Genomic DNA, 14,110 nt, shown 5'->3' on the forward strand with positions numbered 1-14,110 from the left:
GTCTATGTAACTCAACCAATTGGAGTTCGCATGAGTGAGAGCTTGACCCTGCCGGTGCTGCCGCTCGACGACGCGGTCGTCCTGCCGGGCATGGTGGTTCCGCTGGATCTTTCAGACTCCGACGTCCGCGCGGCGATCGACGCCGCCCGGGCGACTGGTGGCAACAAGCCGAGCGTCCTGCTCGTTCCCCGGATCGACGGCCGCTACGGCGCCGTCGGCGTGCAGGCCGTCGTGGAGCAGGTCGGCCGGCTCCCCGGTGGCGAGCCGGCCGCGGTGGTGCGAGGCGTGAACCGCGTGCGGATCGGGCAGGGCACCACGGGACCGGGCGCCGCGCTGTGGGTCGAGGCGCTCACCGTCGACGTCCCCCCGGCCGGCGAGCGCGCGCAGGAGCTCGCCAAGGAGTACAAGGCCCTGGTCACCACGATCCTGCAAAAGCGCGGCGCGTGGCAGGTCGTCGACCAGGTCAACCAGATCGACGACGCCTCCGCGCTGGCCGACCTGGCCGGCTACGCCACCTGGCTGAGCACCGAGCGGAAGGTGGAGCTGCTGGAGACCGCCGCCCCCGCCGAGCGGCTGGCCAAGCTGGTGGAGTGGGCCCGCGAGCACCTGGCCGAGCTGGACGTGGCCGAGTCCATCCGCAAGGACGTCCAGGAGGGCATGGAGAAGCAGCAGCGCGAGTTCCTGCTGCGCCAGCAGCTGGCCGCCGTGCGCAAGGAGCTCAAGGAGCTGGGCGGCGACGCCGACTCCGAGGAGGAGGACTACCGCGCCCGCGTCGAGGCCGCCGACCTGCCCGACAAGGTGCGCGAGGCCGCCCTCAAGGAGGTCGGCAAGCTGGAGCGCACCTCCGAGCAGTCGCCGGAGACCGGGTGGATCCGCACCTGGCTGGACACCATCCTCGACATCCCGTGGAACGAGCGGACCGAGGACAACTACGACCTCAAGAACGCCCGCGCCGTCCTCGACGCCGACCACACCGGCCTGGAGGACGTCAAGGACCGCATCATCGAGCACCTGGCCGTGCGCAAGCGCCGCCAGGACAAGGGCCTGGGCGTGGTCGGCGGCCGGCGCAGCGGCGCCGTCCTCGCGCTGGCCGGCCCGCCCGGCGTCGGCAAGACCTCGCTGGGCGAGTCCGTCGCCCGCGCCATGGGCAGGAAGTTCGTCCGCGTGGCGCTCGGCGGCGTGCGCGACGAGGCGGAGATCCGCGGCCACCGGCGCACCTACGTCGGCGCGCTGCCCGGCCGCATCGTCCGCGCGATCCGCGAGGCGGGCTCGATGAACCCGGTCGTGCTGCTCGACGAGATCGACAAGGTCGGCGCCGACTACCGGGGCGACCCCACGGCCGCCCTGCTGGAGGTGCTGGACCCGGCGCAGAACCACACCTTCCGCGACCACTACCTCGAGGTCGAGCTCGACCTGTCCGACGTGCTGTTCCTGGCCACCGCCAACGTCCTGGAGTCCATCCCCGGCCCGCTGCTGGACCGCATGGAGGTCGTCACCCTCGACGGCTACACCGAGGACGAGAAGGTCGCCATCGGCCGCGACCACCTGGTGCCCAAGCAGCTGTCGCTGGCCGGGTTCGAGCCCGGCGAGGTCGTCATCGAGGACGGCGCGCTGCGCCGCCTGGCCGCCGAGTACACCCGCGAGGCCGGCGTCCGCTCGCTGGAGCGGTCGATCGCCCGCATCGTCAGGAAGGTCGCCGTCAAGGAGTCCCTCCCGGTCACGGTGAGCGCCTCCGACCTGGAGGACTACCTCGGCCGGCCGCGGTTCGTGCCGGAGTCCTCGCTGCCGGAGTCGCGCCAGCGCACCTCGGTGCCCGGCGTGGCCACCGGCCTGGCGGTCACCGGGGCCGGCGGCGACGTGCTGTACGTCGAGGCGTCGCTGGCCGACCCCGAGACCGGCGACACCGGCCTGACCCTCACCGGGCAGCTGGGCGAGGTGATGAAGGAGTCGGCGCGGATCGCGCTGTCCTACCTGCGCTCCCACGGCGCGGAGCTGGAGCTGCCGGTCACCGCGCTGAAGGACCGCGCCGTCCACGTGCACTTCCCGGCGGGCGCCGTGCCCAAGGACGGCCCCTCCGCGGGCGTCACGCTCACCACGGCGCTGGCCTCGCTGCTGTCGGGCCGCCAGGTCCGCCCCGACGTCGCCATGACCGGCGAGATCTCGCTGACCGGGCGGGTGTTGCCGATCGGCGGCGTCAAGCAGAAGCTGCTGGCCGCCCACCGGGCCGGCATCACCACCGTGCTCATCCCGGCGCGCAACGAGCCGGACCTGGACGACGTGCCGGAGAAGGTGCGCGAGGAGCTGACCATCCACACGGTCAGCGACGTGCGCGAGGTCCTCGACATCGCGCTCACCCCGGCCAAGGTGGCCACCCACGCCGCCGCCTGACCGCCTCCCACGCCGCCCCGCCGTCACGGATGTCCCGGTACGACGGGGCGGCGCCATATGTATGAATCATCACGTTGTTTGACTCAATGATTCAGGCATGCTGTCATGGGTCCATGTTGTACGGCACGCCGAAGCTGGAGCCGGTCGACGAGGCGGTCCTCGGAGAGATCGAGGAGATGCGGCGCGACCTGAAATACCGCCTGGCCGAGCCACACCGCTGGGACGGGCAGCTGCGCCGCCAGCTCCAGGCGCGCGCGATCCAGGGATCCAACTCCATCGAGGGCTATCGCGCGAGCGTGGAGGACATCGAGTCGATCATGGAGGGGGAGGAGCCGCTGGAGGCGTCGTCTGCGGTGGCCCGGGAGATCGCGGGATACCAGCAGGCGCTCACCTACATCCAGCTGCTGGCCCGCGCCCACGCCTTCCGCTACGACGTGGGGCTGCTGCACGCGCTCAACTTCATGATGATCGGCCACCATCGCGACAAGACCCCGGGAGTAGCCCGGCCCGGCGGCATCTACATACGCGATTCCGACACGGGAGAGGTCGTCTACGAGGGGCCTGACGCCGAGGAAGTGCCCGGCCTCCTCGACGAACTGGTCGACTGGCTGAATGCCGGCGACCTCGACGCCCACAGCTACGTTCGGGCAGCCATGGCGCATCTCACGCTGGTGAAGATCCATCCGTGGCGCGACGGGAACGGCCGCATGTCACGTGCGCTTCAGACCCTGGTCCTCGGGCGCGACCAGATCACCACACCGGAGTTCTGCTCGATCGAGGAGTGGCTCGGCCAGCCGCGCGTCACGATGGAGTACTACGACGTGCTCGGCGCCGTGGGGCGCAGACGGTGGAGCCCGCACGACGACACGCTGCCCTGGGTGCGGTTCTGCCTGCGCGCCCACCACATGCAGGCCCAGCGGGTCCAGCGCCGGCTGACCGAGGCGGGGGAGATCTGGATGCTCCTCGAAGAGCAGGTCGACGCCGACGGGCTGCACACCCGCTGCGTTTCCGCCCTGTATGAGGTGTTCGTCAACACGCGGCTGCGCCGTACCCGCTACCAGGCCGACGAGGGGCTCAGCCAGGGCCAGGCCACGCGCGACCTGCGCGACCTGGCGGCCAAGGGATGGCTCCAGCCGTACGGCGAGACCAAGGGGCGCTTCTACGCGCCCGGGCCTCGCATGCGGCGCATCAAGGAGCGGTTCGCCGAGCGCGTGACGCCCCTGCGCGACCCCTACCGGTCCCGCTGAAGGCGAGCCGCGGCCCGGCGAAGCCGCCGGGCCGCGGGCGCGACGCTCAGACGGCCGCCTTGACCTCCGCGAAGTGGCAGGCCACCGGGTGGCCGTTGCCGCGGTCGACCAGCAGCGGCTCCTCCACCGCGCAGATCTCCTGCGCCTTCCAGCAGCGCGTGCGGAAGCGGCATCCGGTGGGCGGGTCCAGGGGGCTGGGCACCTCGCCGGTGAGGATGACGCGCTGGCGCTGCCGCTCCTCGCGCGGGTCGGCCTTGGGGGCGGCCGACAGCAGCGCCTGGGTGTAGGGGTGGGCGGGCCGGTCGTACAGGTCGTCCCGGGGGCCGGTCTCCACCACCTTCCCCAGGTACATGACCATGACGCGGTCGGAGATGTGGCGCACCACCGACAGGTCGTGCGCGATGAACAGATAGGCCAGGCCCAGCCGTTCCTGCAGGTCCTCCAGCAGGTTGATGACGCCCGCCTGCACCGAGACGTCCAGCGCGGAGACCGGCTCGTCCAGGATGAGCAGCTTGGGCTCCAGCGCCAGCGCCCGGGCGATGCCGACGCGCTGCCGCTGGCCGCCGGAGAACTCGTGCGGGTAGCGGTTGCCGTGCTCGGGGTTGAGCCCGACCAGCTCCAGCAGCTCGGCGACCCGCTTCTTGCCGCCGTCGCGCCAGCGGCCGTGCACCTTCAGCGGCTCGGCGATGATGTCGTTGACCGGCAGCTTGGGGTTGAGCGAGGCGTAGGGGTCCTGGAAGACGATCTGCATGTCCCGCCGCACGGACTGCATCTGCTTGTACGGCAGGCCGACCAGCTCCCTGCCCTCGAACCTCACCGACCCGGAGGTGGGCTTGTGCAGCTGGAGGATGGCCCGCCCGGTGGTGGACTTGCCGCAGCCCGACTCGCCCACGATGCCGAGCGTCTCGCCCTCCTCGACGTGCAGCGAGACGCCGCTGACCGCCTGGACGTGCCCGACGACCCGGCGCAGCAGGCCAGAGCCGCGCACGGGGAAGTTCATCACCAGGTCCTCGACCTGCAGCAGGCTCATCCCTTGATCTCGCTTTCCGCCCGGAAGAACACCGTCGGGTCCTCCACCGAGGCCATTTTCTCCCAGTGGTGGCAGGCGGCCCGGTGCTCGAGGCCGTCGGTGAGCATCAGCTCGGGCTCGCGCGTCACGCACACCTCGTCGGCCAGCGGGCAGCGCGGGGAGAAGGGGCAGCCCGGCGGCAGGTTGATGAGGGAGGGCGGGGCGCCCTTGATGGGCCGCAGCCGGTGCCCCGTGGTCTCCAGGGCCGGCATCGAGCCCAGCAGGCCCGCCGTGTACGGCATGCGCGGCCGGTAGAAGATCGAGTCGGTGTCGGTCACCTCGACCGGCTTGCCCGCGTACATCACCAGCACTTTGTGCGCCATCCCGGCGATCACCCCGAGGTCGTGCGTGATGAGCACGATGGCCGCGTTGACCGCGTCCTTGACCTCGATGAGCTTTTCGAGGATCTGCGCCTGGACGGTGACGTCGAGCGCGGTGGTCGGCTCGTCGGCGATGATGACGTCGGGGTTGTTGATGACCGCCATCGCGATCATGGCGCGCTGCCGCATGCCGCCGGAGAACTCGTGCGGGTAGGCCCGCAGCCGGGCCTCGGCCTGCGGGATGCCGACCAGGTCGAGCATCTCCTTGGCGCGGGCCAGCGCGTCCTTGCGCGGCATCAGCTCGTGGGCGAGCACCGCCTCGGCGAGCTGGTCGCCGACGGTGTAGACGGGGTTGAGCGCGGTCATCGGGTCCTGGAAGACCATGGCGATCTTCTTGCCGCGCAGGTCCCGCTGGCGGCGGGGGGACATCTTCAGGATGTCGTCGCCGCGGTAGAGGATCTTCCCGTGGATGCGGGCGTTGCGCGGCAGCAGGCCCATGACCGCCATGGAGGAGACGGACTTGCCCGAGCCCGACTCGCCGACGATGCCGAGCACCTCGCGCTCGTGCAACGTGTAGGAGACGCCGCGCACCGCGTGGACGATGCCGTCGTCGGTGGGGAACTCGACGGTCAGGTTCTCGACGCGGAGGATCTCCTCGTCCGACGGCGGCCGGACGTCCTCCAGGCGGACCGCGACGTGCGTGTCCTCCACGACGCCGTCGTGGCTGTTGAGGATCTCGCTCATCAGGCACGCACCCGGTTCTGGCGGGGGTCGAACGCATCGCGCAGACCGTCGCCGATGAAGTTGATGGACAGGGCGATCGCGATGATGAACACGCCGGGCCACCAGAACAGCCAGGGCCGGGTGAGCATGGCTCCCTGGTAGAAGCTGATGAGCTGGCCGAGGGAGATGTCAGGTGGTTGCACGCCGACTCCGAGGAACGACAGCGCCGACTCCAGCAGGATCGCGTTGGCGATGGTGAGGGTGGCGCTGACGATGATGATGCCCAGGGTGTTGGGCAGGATGTGCTTGAAGATGATGCGCCGGGGGCGGGTGCCGATGGCGCGGGCCGCCTCGACGAACTCGCGCTCGCGCAGCGACAGCACCTCGCCGCGGACCAGGCGGCCCAGCTGCGGCCAGATGACCAGGCCCAGGGCCAGGCCCAGGACGATGATGCCCGAGCCGCCGGCCATGCGGCCGACGATGGCGGCGATGAGCAGGACCGGGATGGTGATCATCACGTCCGTCCACCGCATGAGCACCGCCTCCGTCCATTTCCGGAAATATCCGGACAGGGAGCCGACGAGGGTGCCCACCGTGGTGGCGACGATGCCCACGAGGAAGGCCACGAGCAGCGACTGCTGGGCGCCGCGCATTACCAGCGCGAAGTAGTCCTTGCCCACGTTGTCCTGGCCGAAGGGGTGCTCGCCCAGGCTGAACGGCCACAGCGTGAGCGTCGGCTGGCCGCCGTTGACGACCGTGCCGGTCTGGGTCCAGTTGTACTTCCACCACCCGTCGAAGGGGCCGAAGCCCACCGAGGTGAAGGCCAGGACCACGATGGCCAGCAGCACGGTGAGGCCCGCCATGGCCGCCTTGTGCTGGAAGAAGCGCCGCCGTACCAGCTGACCCTGGGTCCTGGCGACGATGGTCATGCCCTGGGCGTCGCCGCTGGGGGCGGAAACCGAGAGTGTCATGCGTTGCGCTCCTTCACGACAGCCGGATCCGCGGGTCGAGATAGGCATACAGGATGTCGGCCAGCATGTTGCAGATCACGATCGCGCCGCCGGTGACGATGAAGAACGCCATCACCGGAGCCGGATCGACGGTCCGCAGGCCTTCCAGGAACATGTTGCCCATCCCCTTCCAGCCGAAGACGCTCTCGGTGACGACCGCGCCGCCGATGACGCCGGCGAAGTCGAAGGCGATCAGCGTGGTGATCGGGATCATGCCGTTGCGGAAGGCATGCTTGACGATCACGGTCCGCTCGGGCAGGCCCTTGGCGCGGGCGGTGCGCACGTAGTCCTGGTTCATCACCTCAAGCATGCTCGCGCGGCTGTAGCGGGTGTAGGTGGCCAGCGAGATGAGGATCAGCGCCATCGTCGGCAGCAGCAGGTGGGTCGCCGAGTCGAGCGTGAGCTGCCAGAAGTCGCCGCGGAAGTTCGGGGTGTTGGACCCGATCGTGGCGATGGGCCGGCCGCGCATGCGCCTGCTGTAGGCGGAGAAGGCGTTCAGCAGGGCGTCCATGAAGATCAGGCCCGCGGTCACGACGCCGGTGAGCACGGAGGCGGTGACCGCCTGGCGGCGCTGCAGCCCGCCCAGGGCGTACCCCAGGCCGACGCAGACGGCGACGGTGAGCAGCAGCAGGCCGAACAGCTCCAGCCACGTCGGGTCCACCAGCAGGCCGGGCATGACCGCCGACAGCGCGGTGCCGACGCCCGCGGCGGCGAGGGCGGCGTAGAGGGGGCCCCGGTACTGCAGGCCGGCGAACAGCGCCGTGACGCCCACGGCGGTGCCGAACGCCAGCAGGCCGATGACCACCGTGCCCAGGCCCGGGTCGGCGAACCAGCGGGTCGCGGACAGGAAGGTCAGGAAGACGGCCGCCACGGCCGCGCCGATGGCGAAGCTGGTCAGGCGCGCCTTCTGGGTGCCGACGGTGAGCGCTCCCCATGTCAGGCCGGAGATGAGCGAGACGACCACGATGACCGGCGGGTCGATGACGGGGTCGCGCAGCCAGGTGTTGAACTCGATGGCGATGTACTGCTTGAGCATCACCGCCAGCCAGAACAGCGGCAGCGAGAAGGCGATGAACGCCATGAACGTCACGGTGTAGTCGAACCCGCTGTACTGGCGCAGCGCCGAGATGATGCCGACCGTGATGCCGATGAGCATGGCCATGACGGTGGCGGCGACGACCAGCTGGAGGGTGGCCGACAGCGCGTTGCCCAGGATGATGGCGACGCTCTGGCCTTCCCTGTTGACGCCCAGGTCGCCGCTGAGCAGGCCGCCGAGCCATTGCAGGTAGCGCACCGGGATGGGCACGTCCAGGTTCATCCGCTCCGACCGGACCCGCATCTTCTCCTCGCGGTCGGGCCCCTGCTCTTGGCGGAGGTCCGCGAGCGGGTCGCCGGACAGCGCGGTCATGACGTAGATGATGATGGTGGCCGCGAGAAGGACGAAGACCGAGATCCCCAGTCTTCGCGCGATGAAGGCGATCACCGATTACCCCCTGTGGTTCCGGGATGGAACAGACGCGGGGCGGGGGAGGAGATCCGCCCCGCGTCTGAGTTCCTCGTGAGTGATCGGCCTAGGAGGCCAGCGTCCAGTCCTCGGCGTTCCAGACGAAGGTGGACTGGGCCGGGTTCGGGATGACGCCCTGGACCTTCTCGTCCCAGGCGGTCACCTGCGGGTGGGCGAACAGCGGGATCGTGGCCACGTCATCCCACAGGATCTTCTCGATCTGGTTGATGAGCGCCGGCTGCTGCGCCTTGTCGACGGTGGCGTTCAGCTGCTTGATGAGCTTGTCGACCTCCTTGTTGCTGTAGCAGCCGTTGTTGTTCTCCTTGTTGTTGGCGTCGCACTTCTTCGGCGTGGTGTAGGTGGAGGACCAGCCGCTGACCTGGCCGGAACCGACCCAGGCGAACAGCGCCACGTCGTAGGTGTTCTGCGTCAGGCCGCCGTCGGCCTCGAAGAAGTTCTCCTCGCCCTTGTCGACGATCTTGAAGCCGGCCTGCTCGCAGGAGTCGCGGATCAGGTCGACGGTCGAGGTACGACGCGGGTTCGGGATGATGTGGCCGATCTTGACCTCCTGGCCGACCTTGCCGGCCTTCTCCAGGATGGCCTTGGCGGCCGCGACGTCGGGCTGCTGGTACTTCTCCCAGCCGGTGCCCTGGGCGACCTGCTCGTAGGTCTGCTCGAACGGCAGGACGTTGCGCACCTTGAGCATCTGGGCGTTGGGGCTGACCGGCTTGATCAGGTTGTCGACGATCAGCTGCCGCGGCACGCACAGGGCGAAGGCCTCACGCAGGGCCTTGTCCTTGAAGGGGCTGGAGTCGAAGTTGAAGTCCAGGTGCTCGTAGGTGAACGAGTCGCCGGTCTTCACCGTGATGCCCTGCAGGCCCTCCAGCTGCTTGACCAGGTCGGTGTTGGGCTGCGGCTCGATGACCTGCACCTCGCCGTTCTGCAGCGCCTGGACCTGCTGGTCCTCGGGGATGACGCGCTGGATCAGCGTCTTGGTCTTCGGCGGCTCGCCCCAGTACTTGTCGTTGGCGACCAGGGTCACCGACTGGCCGGCCTGCATCGACTGGATCTTGTACGGGCCCGAGGCCGGGATCTTGTCCGCGCTCGGCAGGGCGCCGTCGACCACCCAGATCGTGTTGAAGGCCTTGGCCACCGGCTCCAGCTTCTTGGTGTCCGCGGCCTTGGCGGCGGCGATGAAGTCCTCTTCGGTGAGCCCGGCTTCCTTCCAGGCGACGTGCGCGGGCAGCAGCTCGTTGTTGCCCGGGCCGTTGGAGTCCCAGTCGGCGAACGGCTCGGAGTAGACCAGCTCGAAGGTCTTGCCGCCCTTCTCGCAGTTGGGAGCCTTGGTCGTCTCGACACCCGCGGTGCCGTCGACCTGGAACTCGCCGCCCTTGCCGGACTTGGCGGCCCACCACAGCAGGACGTCGTCGCAGTCGATGGGCGTGCCGTCGGACCAGACCGCCTTGTCGCTGATCGTGTACTTGACCGTGAGAGGGTCGTCGGAGGTCTTCTCGTAGGTGCCGAACTCGGTGTTCGGGGTGACCTTGCCGCCCTCGCCGAAGTCCCAGAAGCCACTCAGGACGTTCTGCATGATCATGCGGTTGGTCAGGTTGTTCACAGCGATGGAGTTGTAGCTGTTGAACTCCTGCGCCTCGGCGTAGGCGATCGTGTCGGCCGCCGCAGTGCCGCCCGTGGCCGCGGGAGACCCAGTGGGGGTGCCGGCCTGGTTGTTCGATCCGCAGGCGGCGAGTAGCAGTGCACTCACCGTCAGTCCCGCGATGAACCCGACTTGCTTGCGATTGCTCACAAGAGCGCTCCTTGTTGAGTCCGCCCATGGCGAGCGGTCCTTTAGGGGGATGTGGGGATCTGAGCAGTTCCGGGGCCGTTTCGACAAGGGAATGAGACCCCGAGTTGCAGACTTGTGACAGATTGGTGGCACAACGGGGATATTGGTGATGAATGCCCGATCGATTGGGAAAACTCAATCAACCACTCCGCGATCATCCGCTACGCTCCGTGATGGCCGCCCTGACGTCGCGGGGCTGTCCCAAACCGTCTTCCGGTACGGCGGAGCGCGCCGCGACCAGCGGGCCTGAGAACACCGCCGCGACCTGGAGCGGCGTCCGCGATCGTCTTGCGCGTCGTCACAGAGAGTGGCGCAAGTTGCACGTGATGCGCAATCCGCGCAATGGCTGGTTCGGCGTGTGAGGCATGTCACCGGCGTTCCTGGAATAGCTCCTGTCAAGGTGGCTGTTGTCGGGAACGTGAACGAGGCGAAGGCGACGTGTGCGGGCCCCATGGGCGGCCTGATGCGCCGCACCATGCGCGGAGGCCGAATGCCCTGCGTGTGCACAGCCGGCGAGATGTGTCGCCGCATGTGCCGCTGAATCCCCGTCCCGCCCGTTCTCCCCGAAGGTTCCCCAGCGCCGTGATCCGTCCCAGCTTCGTGCTGCGCAGGCTGTCCCACCTGCCCTTCCACCCCGGCACGCGCTAGCCGTACCCCTCGAAGACCCGACCTCGTCCGTCCGTCCATCCGTGGGGGAACTTCCGTGATCCAGGCTTGCGGCCTGCGCAAGGTGTACGGCTCCACCGTCGCTCTCGACGGCGTCGGCCTGCACGTGCGCCAAGGCGAGATCTTCGGCGTGCTCGGCCAGAGCGGCGCCGGCAAGAGCACCCTGCTGCGCTGCGTCAACCTGCTCGAACGGCCCGACGCCGGCACCGTGACCGTCGACGGCCAGGAGCTGACCGCCCTGGGACAGCGCGAGCTGAACCGGGCCAGGCGCCGCATCGGCATGGTCCACCAGCACTTCGCGCTGCTGTCGTCGCGGACCGTCGCCGGCAACGTCGCCTTCCCCCTGGAGGTGATGGGCGTGCCCCGCGCCGAGCGGCGGCGCCGCGTGGCCGAGCTGCTGGAGCTGGTCGGGCTGGAAGGCCGGGGCAAGGACCATCCGCGTCAGCTGTCGGGCGGGCAGAAGCAGCGCGTCGGCATCGCCAGGGCGCTGGCCGGCAACCCCTCTGTGCTGCTGTCGGACGAGGCCACCTCCGCCCTCGACCCCGGCACCACCGAGTCCGTCCTCGCCCTGCTCAGGCGGCTCAACCGCGAGCTGGGGCTGACCATCCTGCTGATCACCCACGAGATGAACGTCGTCAAGAGCATCTGCGACTCCGTGGCCATCATGGCCCGCGGGCGCATCGAGGAGTCCGGTTCCATCACCGAGCTGCTCAGGACGCCCGGCTCCCGGCTGGCCCGGGAGGTCTTCCCGCTGCCCGAGCCGCGGCCCGGGCAGGTCACCGTCACCTTCGCCGGGCACGCGGAGGAGCCGGTGATCTCGCAGGTCGTGCGCAAGTTCGACGTGGACGTCAACATCCTCGGCGGCGCCGTGGAGCAGCTGGCCGGGGGAGCGGTCGGGCGGCTGCGCGTCGAGCTGGCCGGTGGCGGGCGCGAGGCCGCGCTGGCCTACCTGCGCGAGCGGGGCCTGCTGGTGGAGGTGGCGTCATGACGTGGGAGGAGATCGCGCCGCTGCTGTGGCAGGCGACCGGCGAGACGGTGCACATGGTCGCCTGGTCCACGCTGTTCACCGTCGTGTTCGGCCTGCCTTTGGGTGTGGCGCTGGTGGCCTTCGACAAGGGCGGGCTGCGGCCGGCCCCCGTGCTGCAGAACGCGCTCGCCGCGATCGTCAACGTCGGCCGCTCGCTGCCGTTCCTCGTGCTGATGATCGCGCTCATCCCCTTCACCCGGCTCGTCGTCGGCGTCTCGATCGGCACGACCGCGATGATCGTGCCGCTCACCGTGGGCGCGGTGCCGTTCTTCGCCAGGCTGGTGGAGGCCGCGCTGCGGGAGGTCGGCAGGGACGTCGTCCAGGCCGCCCAGGCGATGGGCGCCGGCCGGCTGACGATCGTCGGCAAGGTGCTGCTGCCCGAGGCCCTGCCCGGCCTGGTGGCCGGGCTGACCGTGACCGTGGTCGCGCTGATCGGCTACTCGGCCATGGCCGGGGTCATCGGCGGCGGCGGGCTCGGCGACCTGGCCAAGCGGTACGGCTACGAGCGCTTCGAGACCGGCGTCATGCTCGCCACGGTCGTCGTGCTGATCGTGATCGTGCAACTGATCCAGAGCCTGGGCGACTTCGCCGCGCGCAGGCTGTCCCACAAGTAGCCATCCCCGAATACCCGCCACCCGAGTAAGGAAAAGATCATGAAGTTGAGGGCCATCCTGGGTGCCGTCGTGCTGTCAGTGTTGCTGACCGCATGCGGCACGTCACAGTCCGCGACGGACGCTGCCAAGCCCGAGGCCGCCGGCCAGACGCTCAAGGTGGGCGCCAGCCCCGTGCCGCATGCCGAGATCCTGACGTTCGTCAAGGACAACCTCGCCGCCAAGGCGGGGCTGAACCTGCAGATCGTGGAGTTCGGCGACTACGTGCAGCCCAACGTGCAGCTGGAGGAGGGCGAGCTCGACGCCAACTTCTTCCAGCACAAGCCGTACCTGGAGGACTTCAACGCCTCCAAGGGCACCAAGCTGAGCTTCCTCGCCCCGGTCCACCTGGAGCCGCTGGGCCTGTACTCCAGGAAGGTGACCGAGCTCGGCGCGCTGCCGAGCGGGGCCACCGTCGCCGTCCCGAGCGACGCCACCAACCTCGGCCGGGCCCTGAAGCTGCTCGCCGACAACGGCGTGGTGACGCTGAAGGAGGGGGTGGGCACCGCCGCCACCGAGCGCGACGTGGTGGGCAACCCGAAGAACCTCACCTTCAAGCCCATCGAGGCCGCGCAGCTGCCGCGCTCCCTGGAGGACGTCGACGCCGCCGTGATCAACGGCAACTACGCCATCGAGGCCGGGCTCAAGCCCGCCACCGAGGCGCTGGTGCTGGAGAAGACCCAGGGCAACCCGTACGTCAACGGGCTGGTCGTGAAGGCCGGCCACGAGCGGGACGCCACCCTGGTCAAGCTGGGCGAGCTGCTGCGGAGCAAGGCCGTGAAGGACTTCATCCAGCAGAAGTACCAGGGTTCGGTGATCGCCGCCGAATAGGACCGAATTTCAGCAAAAATTCGGAAATCATCGTTACCAGGGCGATTATTTTTCGTGATCGTCCGATGTAAGTCCTTTGTAAGCCGATGGCAATCCCCGGGGCATAGGAAGATCCCGATACAACCTCGTCCCGAGGGAGACCCAAATGCGACTCGTTTCGCGAATTCTCATCGGCGCCACGGCGGCCACCATGGTCGCCGTGGCCGCGCCCGGCGCGGCGACCGCCGCGCCGGCGAGCACCCAGACCCCGCCCGCCCACTTCCACGAGGCGGACTGGGGCCCCTACTTCTCCACCAACTACAAGTCCAAGGCGTTCGGCCACGTCACGGTGGACAAGCAGACCGTCAAGGTCAAGGTCTTCAAGAAGAAGTGGAAGAAGGTCCTCGCCTGCAAGAAGAAGGACGGCAAGCTGGTCTGCAAGAAGGTCTGGCGCCTGGTGAAGGTGCCGGTCTGGATCGACAAGACGGTTTACCCGTTCAAGGTCGACAGCACGCTGGCCAACTACAAGTGGTGGGGCAAGAGGCAGCCCTGCGCCTGGGAGACGTTCAAGGTCGTCGGCTTCGACGGCAAGACGTCCTACACCAGCTTCCGCAACTGCTCCAAGCACCCCAAGCACTTCTCCTTCACCGGCAAGGACGCCGCGCACATCTTCGTGAACGTCAGCAGGGGCGACTTCCACAAGCCGCGCAGCCACTTCTCCGGCTGGAAGGACGTCTACCACGCGGCCGCCTGACAGGCCGCAGCGCCGAAGCCGCGACCCTTTCCCTGGGTCGCGGCTTCGCCGTACCCGGGCGAGGCCTTACGCGGGAAGCGCCGAACCGAATACTGT

Annotated in this window: 11 protein-coding genes; 6 read left to right on the top strand and 5 right to left on the bottom strand. The window is 69.0% G+C overall.

Going from position 1 to position 14,110, the window contains the following annotated elements; all coding sequences use genetic code 11:
* The first annotated feature begins 30 nt into the window (after nucleotides 1-30).
* Both lon and BSB02_RS10570 read left to right on the top strand, forming a co-directional pair.
* Nucleotides 31-2,388 (top strand): endopeptidase La, encoded by a 2,358-nt coding sequence (gene lon, locus BSB02_RS10565; protein ID WP_084958533.1) that lies wholly within the window; start codon nucleotides 31-33, stop codon nucleotides 2,386-2,388.
* A 113-nt stretch (nucleotides 2,389-2,501) separates the two neighbouring features.
* Nucleotides 2,502-3,635, top strand: coding sequence for a Fic family protein (locus BSB02_RS10570; protein WP_084958534.1), 1,134 nt, complete (start codon nucleotides 2,502-2,504; stop codon nucleotides 3,633-3,635).
* A 46-nt stretch (nucleotides 3,636-3,681) separates the two neighbouring features.
* On the opposite strand, the gene BSB02_RS43285 is transcribed toward BSB02_RS10570, so the two are convergent.
* From BSB02_RS43285 to BSB02_RS10595, 5 genes are all read right to left on the bottom strand, one after another.
* The gene (locus tag BSB02_RS43285) at nucleotides 3,682-4,665 is read right to left on the bottom strand and encodes a dipeptide ABC transporter ATP-binding protein (RefSeq protein WP_084958535.1); all 984 of its coding nucleotides are present in this window, start codon (nucleotides 4,663-4,665) and stop codon (nucleotides 3,682-3,684) included.
* The gene (locus BSB02_RS43290) at nucleotides 4,662-5,768 is read right to left on the bottom strand and encodes an oligopeptide/dipeptide ABC transporter ATP-binding protein (protein ID WP_084958536.1); all 1,107 of its coding nucleotides are present in this window, start codon (nucleotides 5,766-5,768) and stop codon (nucleotides 4,662-4,664) included. The genes BSB02_RS43285 and BSB02_RS43290 overlap by 4 nt, the downstream gene beginning before the upstream one ends.
* A complete protein-coding gene (locus BSB02_RS10585) occupies nucleotides 5,768-6,718 on the bottom strand; it encodes an ABC transporter permease (protein WP_084958537.1) in 951 nt (316 codons plus the stop codon). Before BSB02_RS10585 ends, BSB02_RS43290 begins: the two co-directional genes overlap by 1 nt.
* Nucleotides 6,719-6,731: 13 nt before the next feature.
* Nucleotides 6,732-8,240, bottom strand: a complete 1,509-nt coding sequence (locus BSB02_RS10590; RefSeq protein ID WP_084958538.1) for an ABC transporter permease — start codon at nucleotides 8,238-8,240, stop codon at nucleotides 6,732-6,734.
* An 88-nt stretch (nucleotides 8,241-8,328) separates the two neighbouring features.
* The gene (locus BSB02_RS10595) at nucleotides 8,329-10,068 is read right to left on the bottom strand and encodes an ABC transporter family substrate-binding protein (protein WP_084958539.1); all 1,740 of its coding nucleotides are present in this window, start codon (nucleotides 10,066-10,068) and stop codon (nucleotides 8,329-8,331) included.
* A gap of 742 nt (nucleotides 10,069-10,810) precedes the next feature.
* Here BSB02_RS10595 and BSB02_RS10600 point away from each other — a divergent pair.
* From BSB02_RS10600 to BSB02_RS10615, 4 genes are all read left to right on the top strand, one after another.
* Complete coding sequence (locus tag BSB02_RS10600) at nucleotides 10,811-11,761, top strand: methionine ABC transporter ATP-binding protein (protein WP_084958540.1); 951 nt, start codon at nucleotides 10,811-10,813, stop codon at nucleotides 11,759-11,761.
* Nucleotides 11,758-12,414 carry a methionine ABC transporter permease gene (locus tag BSB02_RS10605; RefSeq protein ID WP_084958541.1) on the top strand — a complete coding sequence of 219 codons (657 nt, stop codon included), beginning with the start codon at nucleotides 11,758-11,760 and terminating at the stop codon, nucleotides 12,412-12,414. The genes BSB02_RS10600 and BSB02_RS10605 overlap by 4 nt, the downstream gene beginning before the upstream one ends.
* 39 nt (nucleotides 12,415-12,453) lie before the next feature.
* Nucleotides 12,454-13,281: a MetQ/NlpA family ABC transporter substrate-binding protein gene (locus BSB02_RS10610; protein WP_084958542.1), complete on the top strand. Its 828-nt coding sequence runs from the start codon at nucleotides 12,454-12,456 to the stop codon at nucleotides 13,279-13,281.
* Nucleotides 13,282-13,426: 145 nt separating this feature from the next.
* Nucleotides 13,427-14,014 (top strand): hypothetical protein, encoded by a 588-nt coding sequence (locus BSB02_RS10615; RefSeq protein ID WP_084958543.1) that lies wholly within the window; start codon nucleotides 13,427-13,429, stop codon nucleotides 14,012-14,014.
* Nucleotides 14,015-14,110: the final 96 nt, after the last annotated feature.

Source organism: Thermoactinospora rubra (genome assembly GCF_002093975.1).
GTDB lineage: Bacteria > Actinomycetota > Actinomycetes > Streptosporangiales > Streptosporangiaceae > Nonomuraea > Nonomuraea rubra_A.

What these genes read in the sequence shown, in the direction of transcription:
- lon (WP_084958533.1), top strand. Translation starts at nt 31, where the DNA reads ATGAGTGAGAGCTTGACCCTGCCGGTGCTGCCGCTCGACGACGCGGTC.
- BSB02_RS10570 (WP_084958534.1), top strand. Translation starts at nt 2,502, where the DNA reads ATGTTGTACGGCACGCCGAAGCTGGAGCCGGTCGACGAGGCGGTCCTC.
- BSB02_RS43285 (WP_084958535.1), bottom strand. Translation starts at nt 4,665, where the DNA reads ATGAGCCTGCTGCAGGTCGAGGACCTGGTGATGAACTTCCCCGTGCGC.
- BSB02_RS43290 (WP_084958536.1), bottom strand. Translation starts at nt 5,768, where the DNA reads ATGAGCGAGATCCTCAACAGCCACGACGGCGTCGTGGAGGACACGCAC.
- BSB02_RS10585 (WP_084958537.1), bottom strand. Translation starts at nt 6,718, where the DNA reads ATGACACTCTCGGTTTCCGCCCCCAGCGGCGACGCCCAGGGCATGACC.
- BSB02_RS10605 (WP_084958541.1), top strand. Translation starts at nt 11,758, where the DNA reads ATGACGTGGGAGGAGATCGCGCCGCTGCTGTGGCAGGCGACCGGCGAG.
- BSB02_RS10610 (WP_084958542.1), top strand. Translation starts at nt 12,454, where the DNA reads ATGAAGTTGAGGGCCATCCTGGGTGCCGTCGTGCTGTCAGTGTTGCTG.
- BSB02_RS10615 (WP_084958543.1), top strand. Translation starts at nt 13,427, where the DNA reads ATGCGACTCGTTTCGCGAATTCTCATCGGCGCCACGGCGGCCACCATG.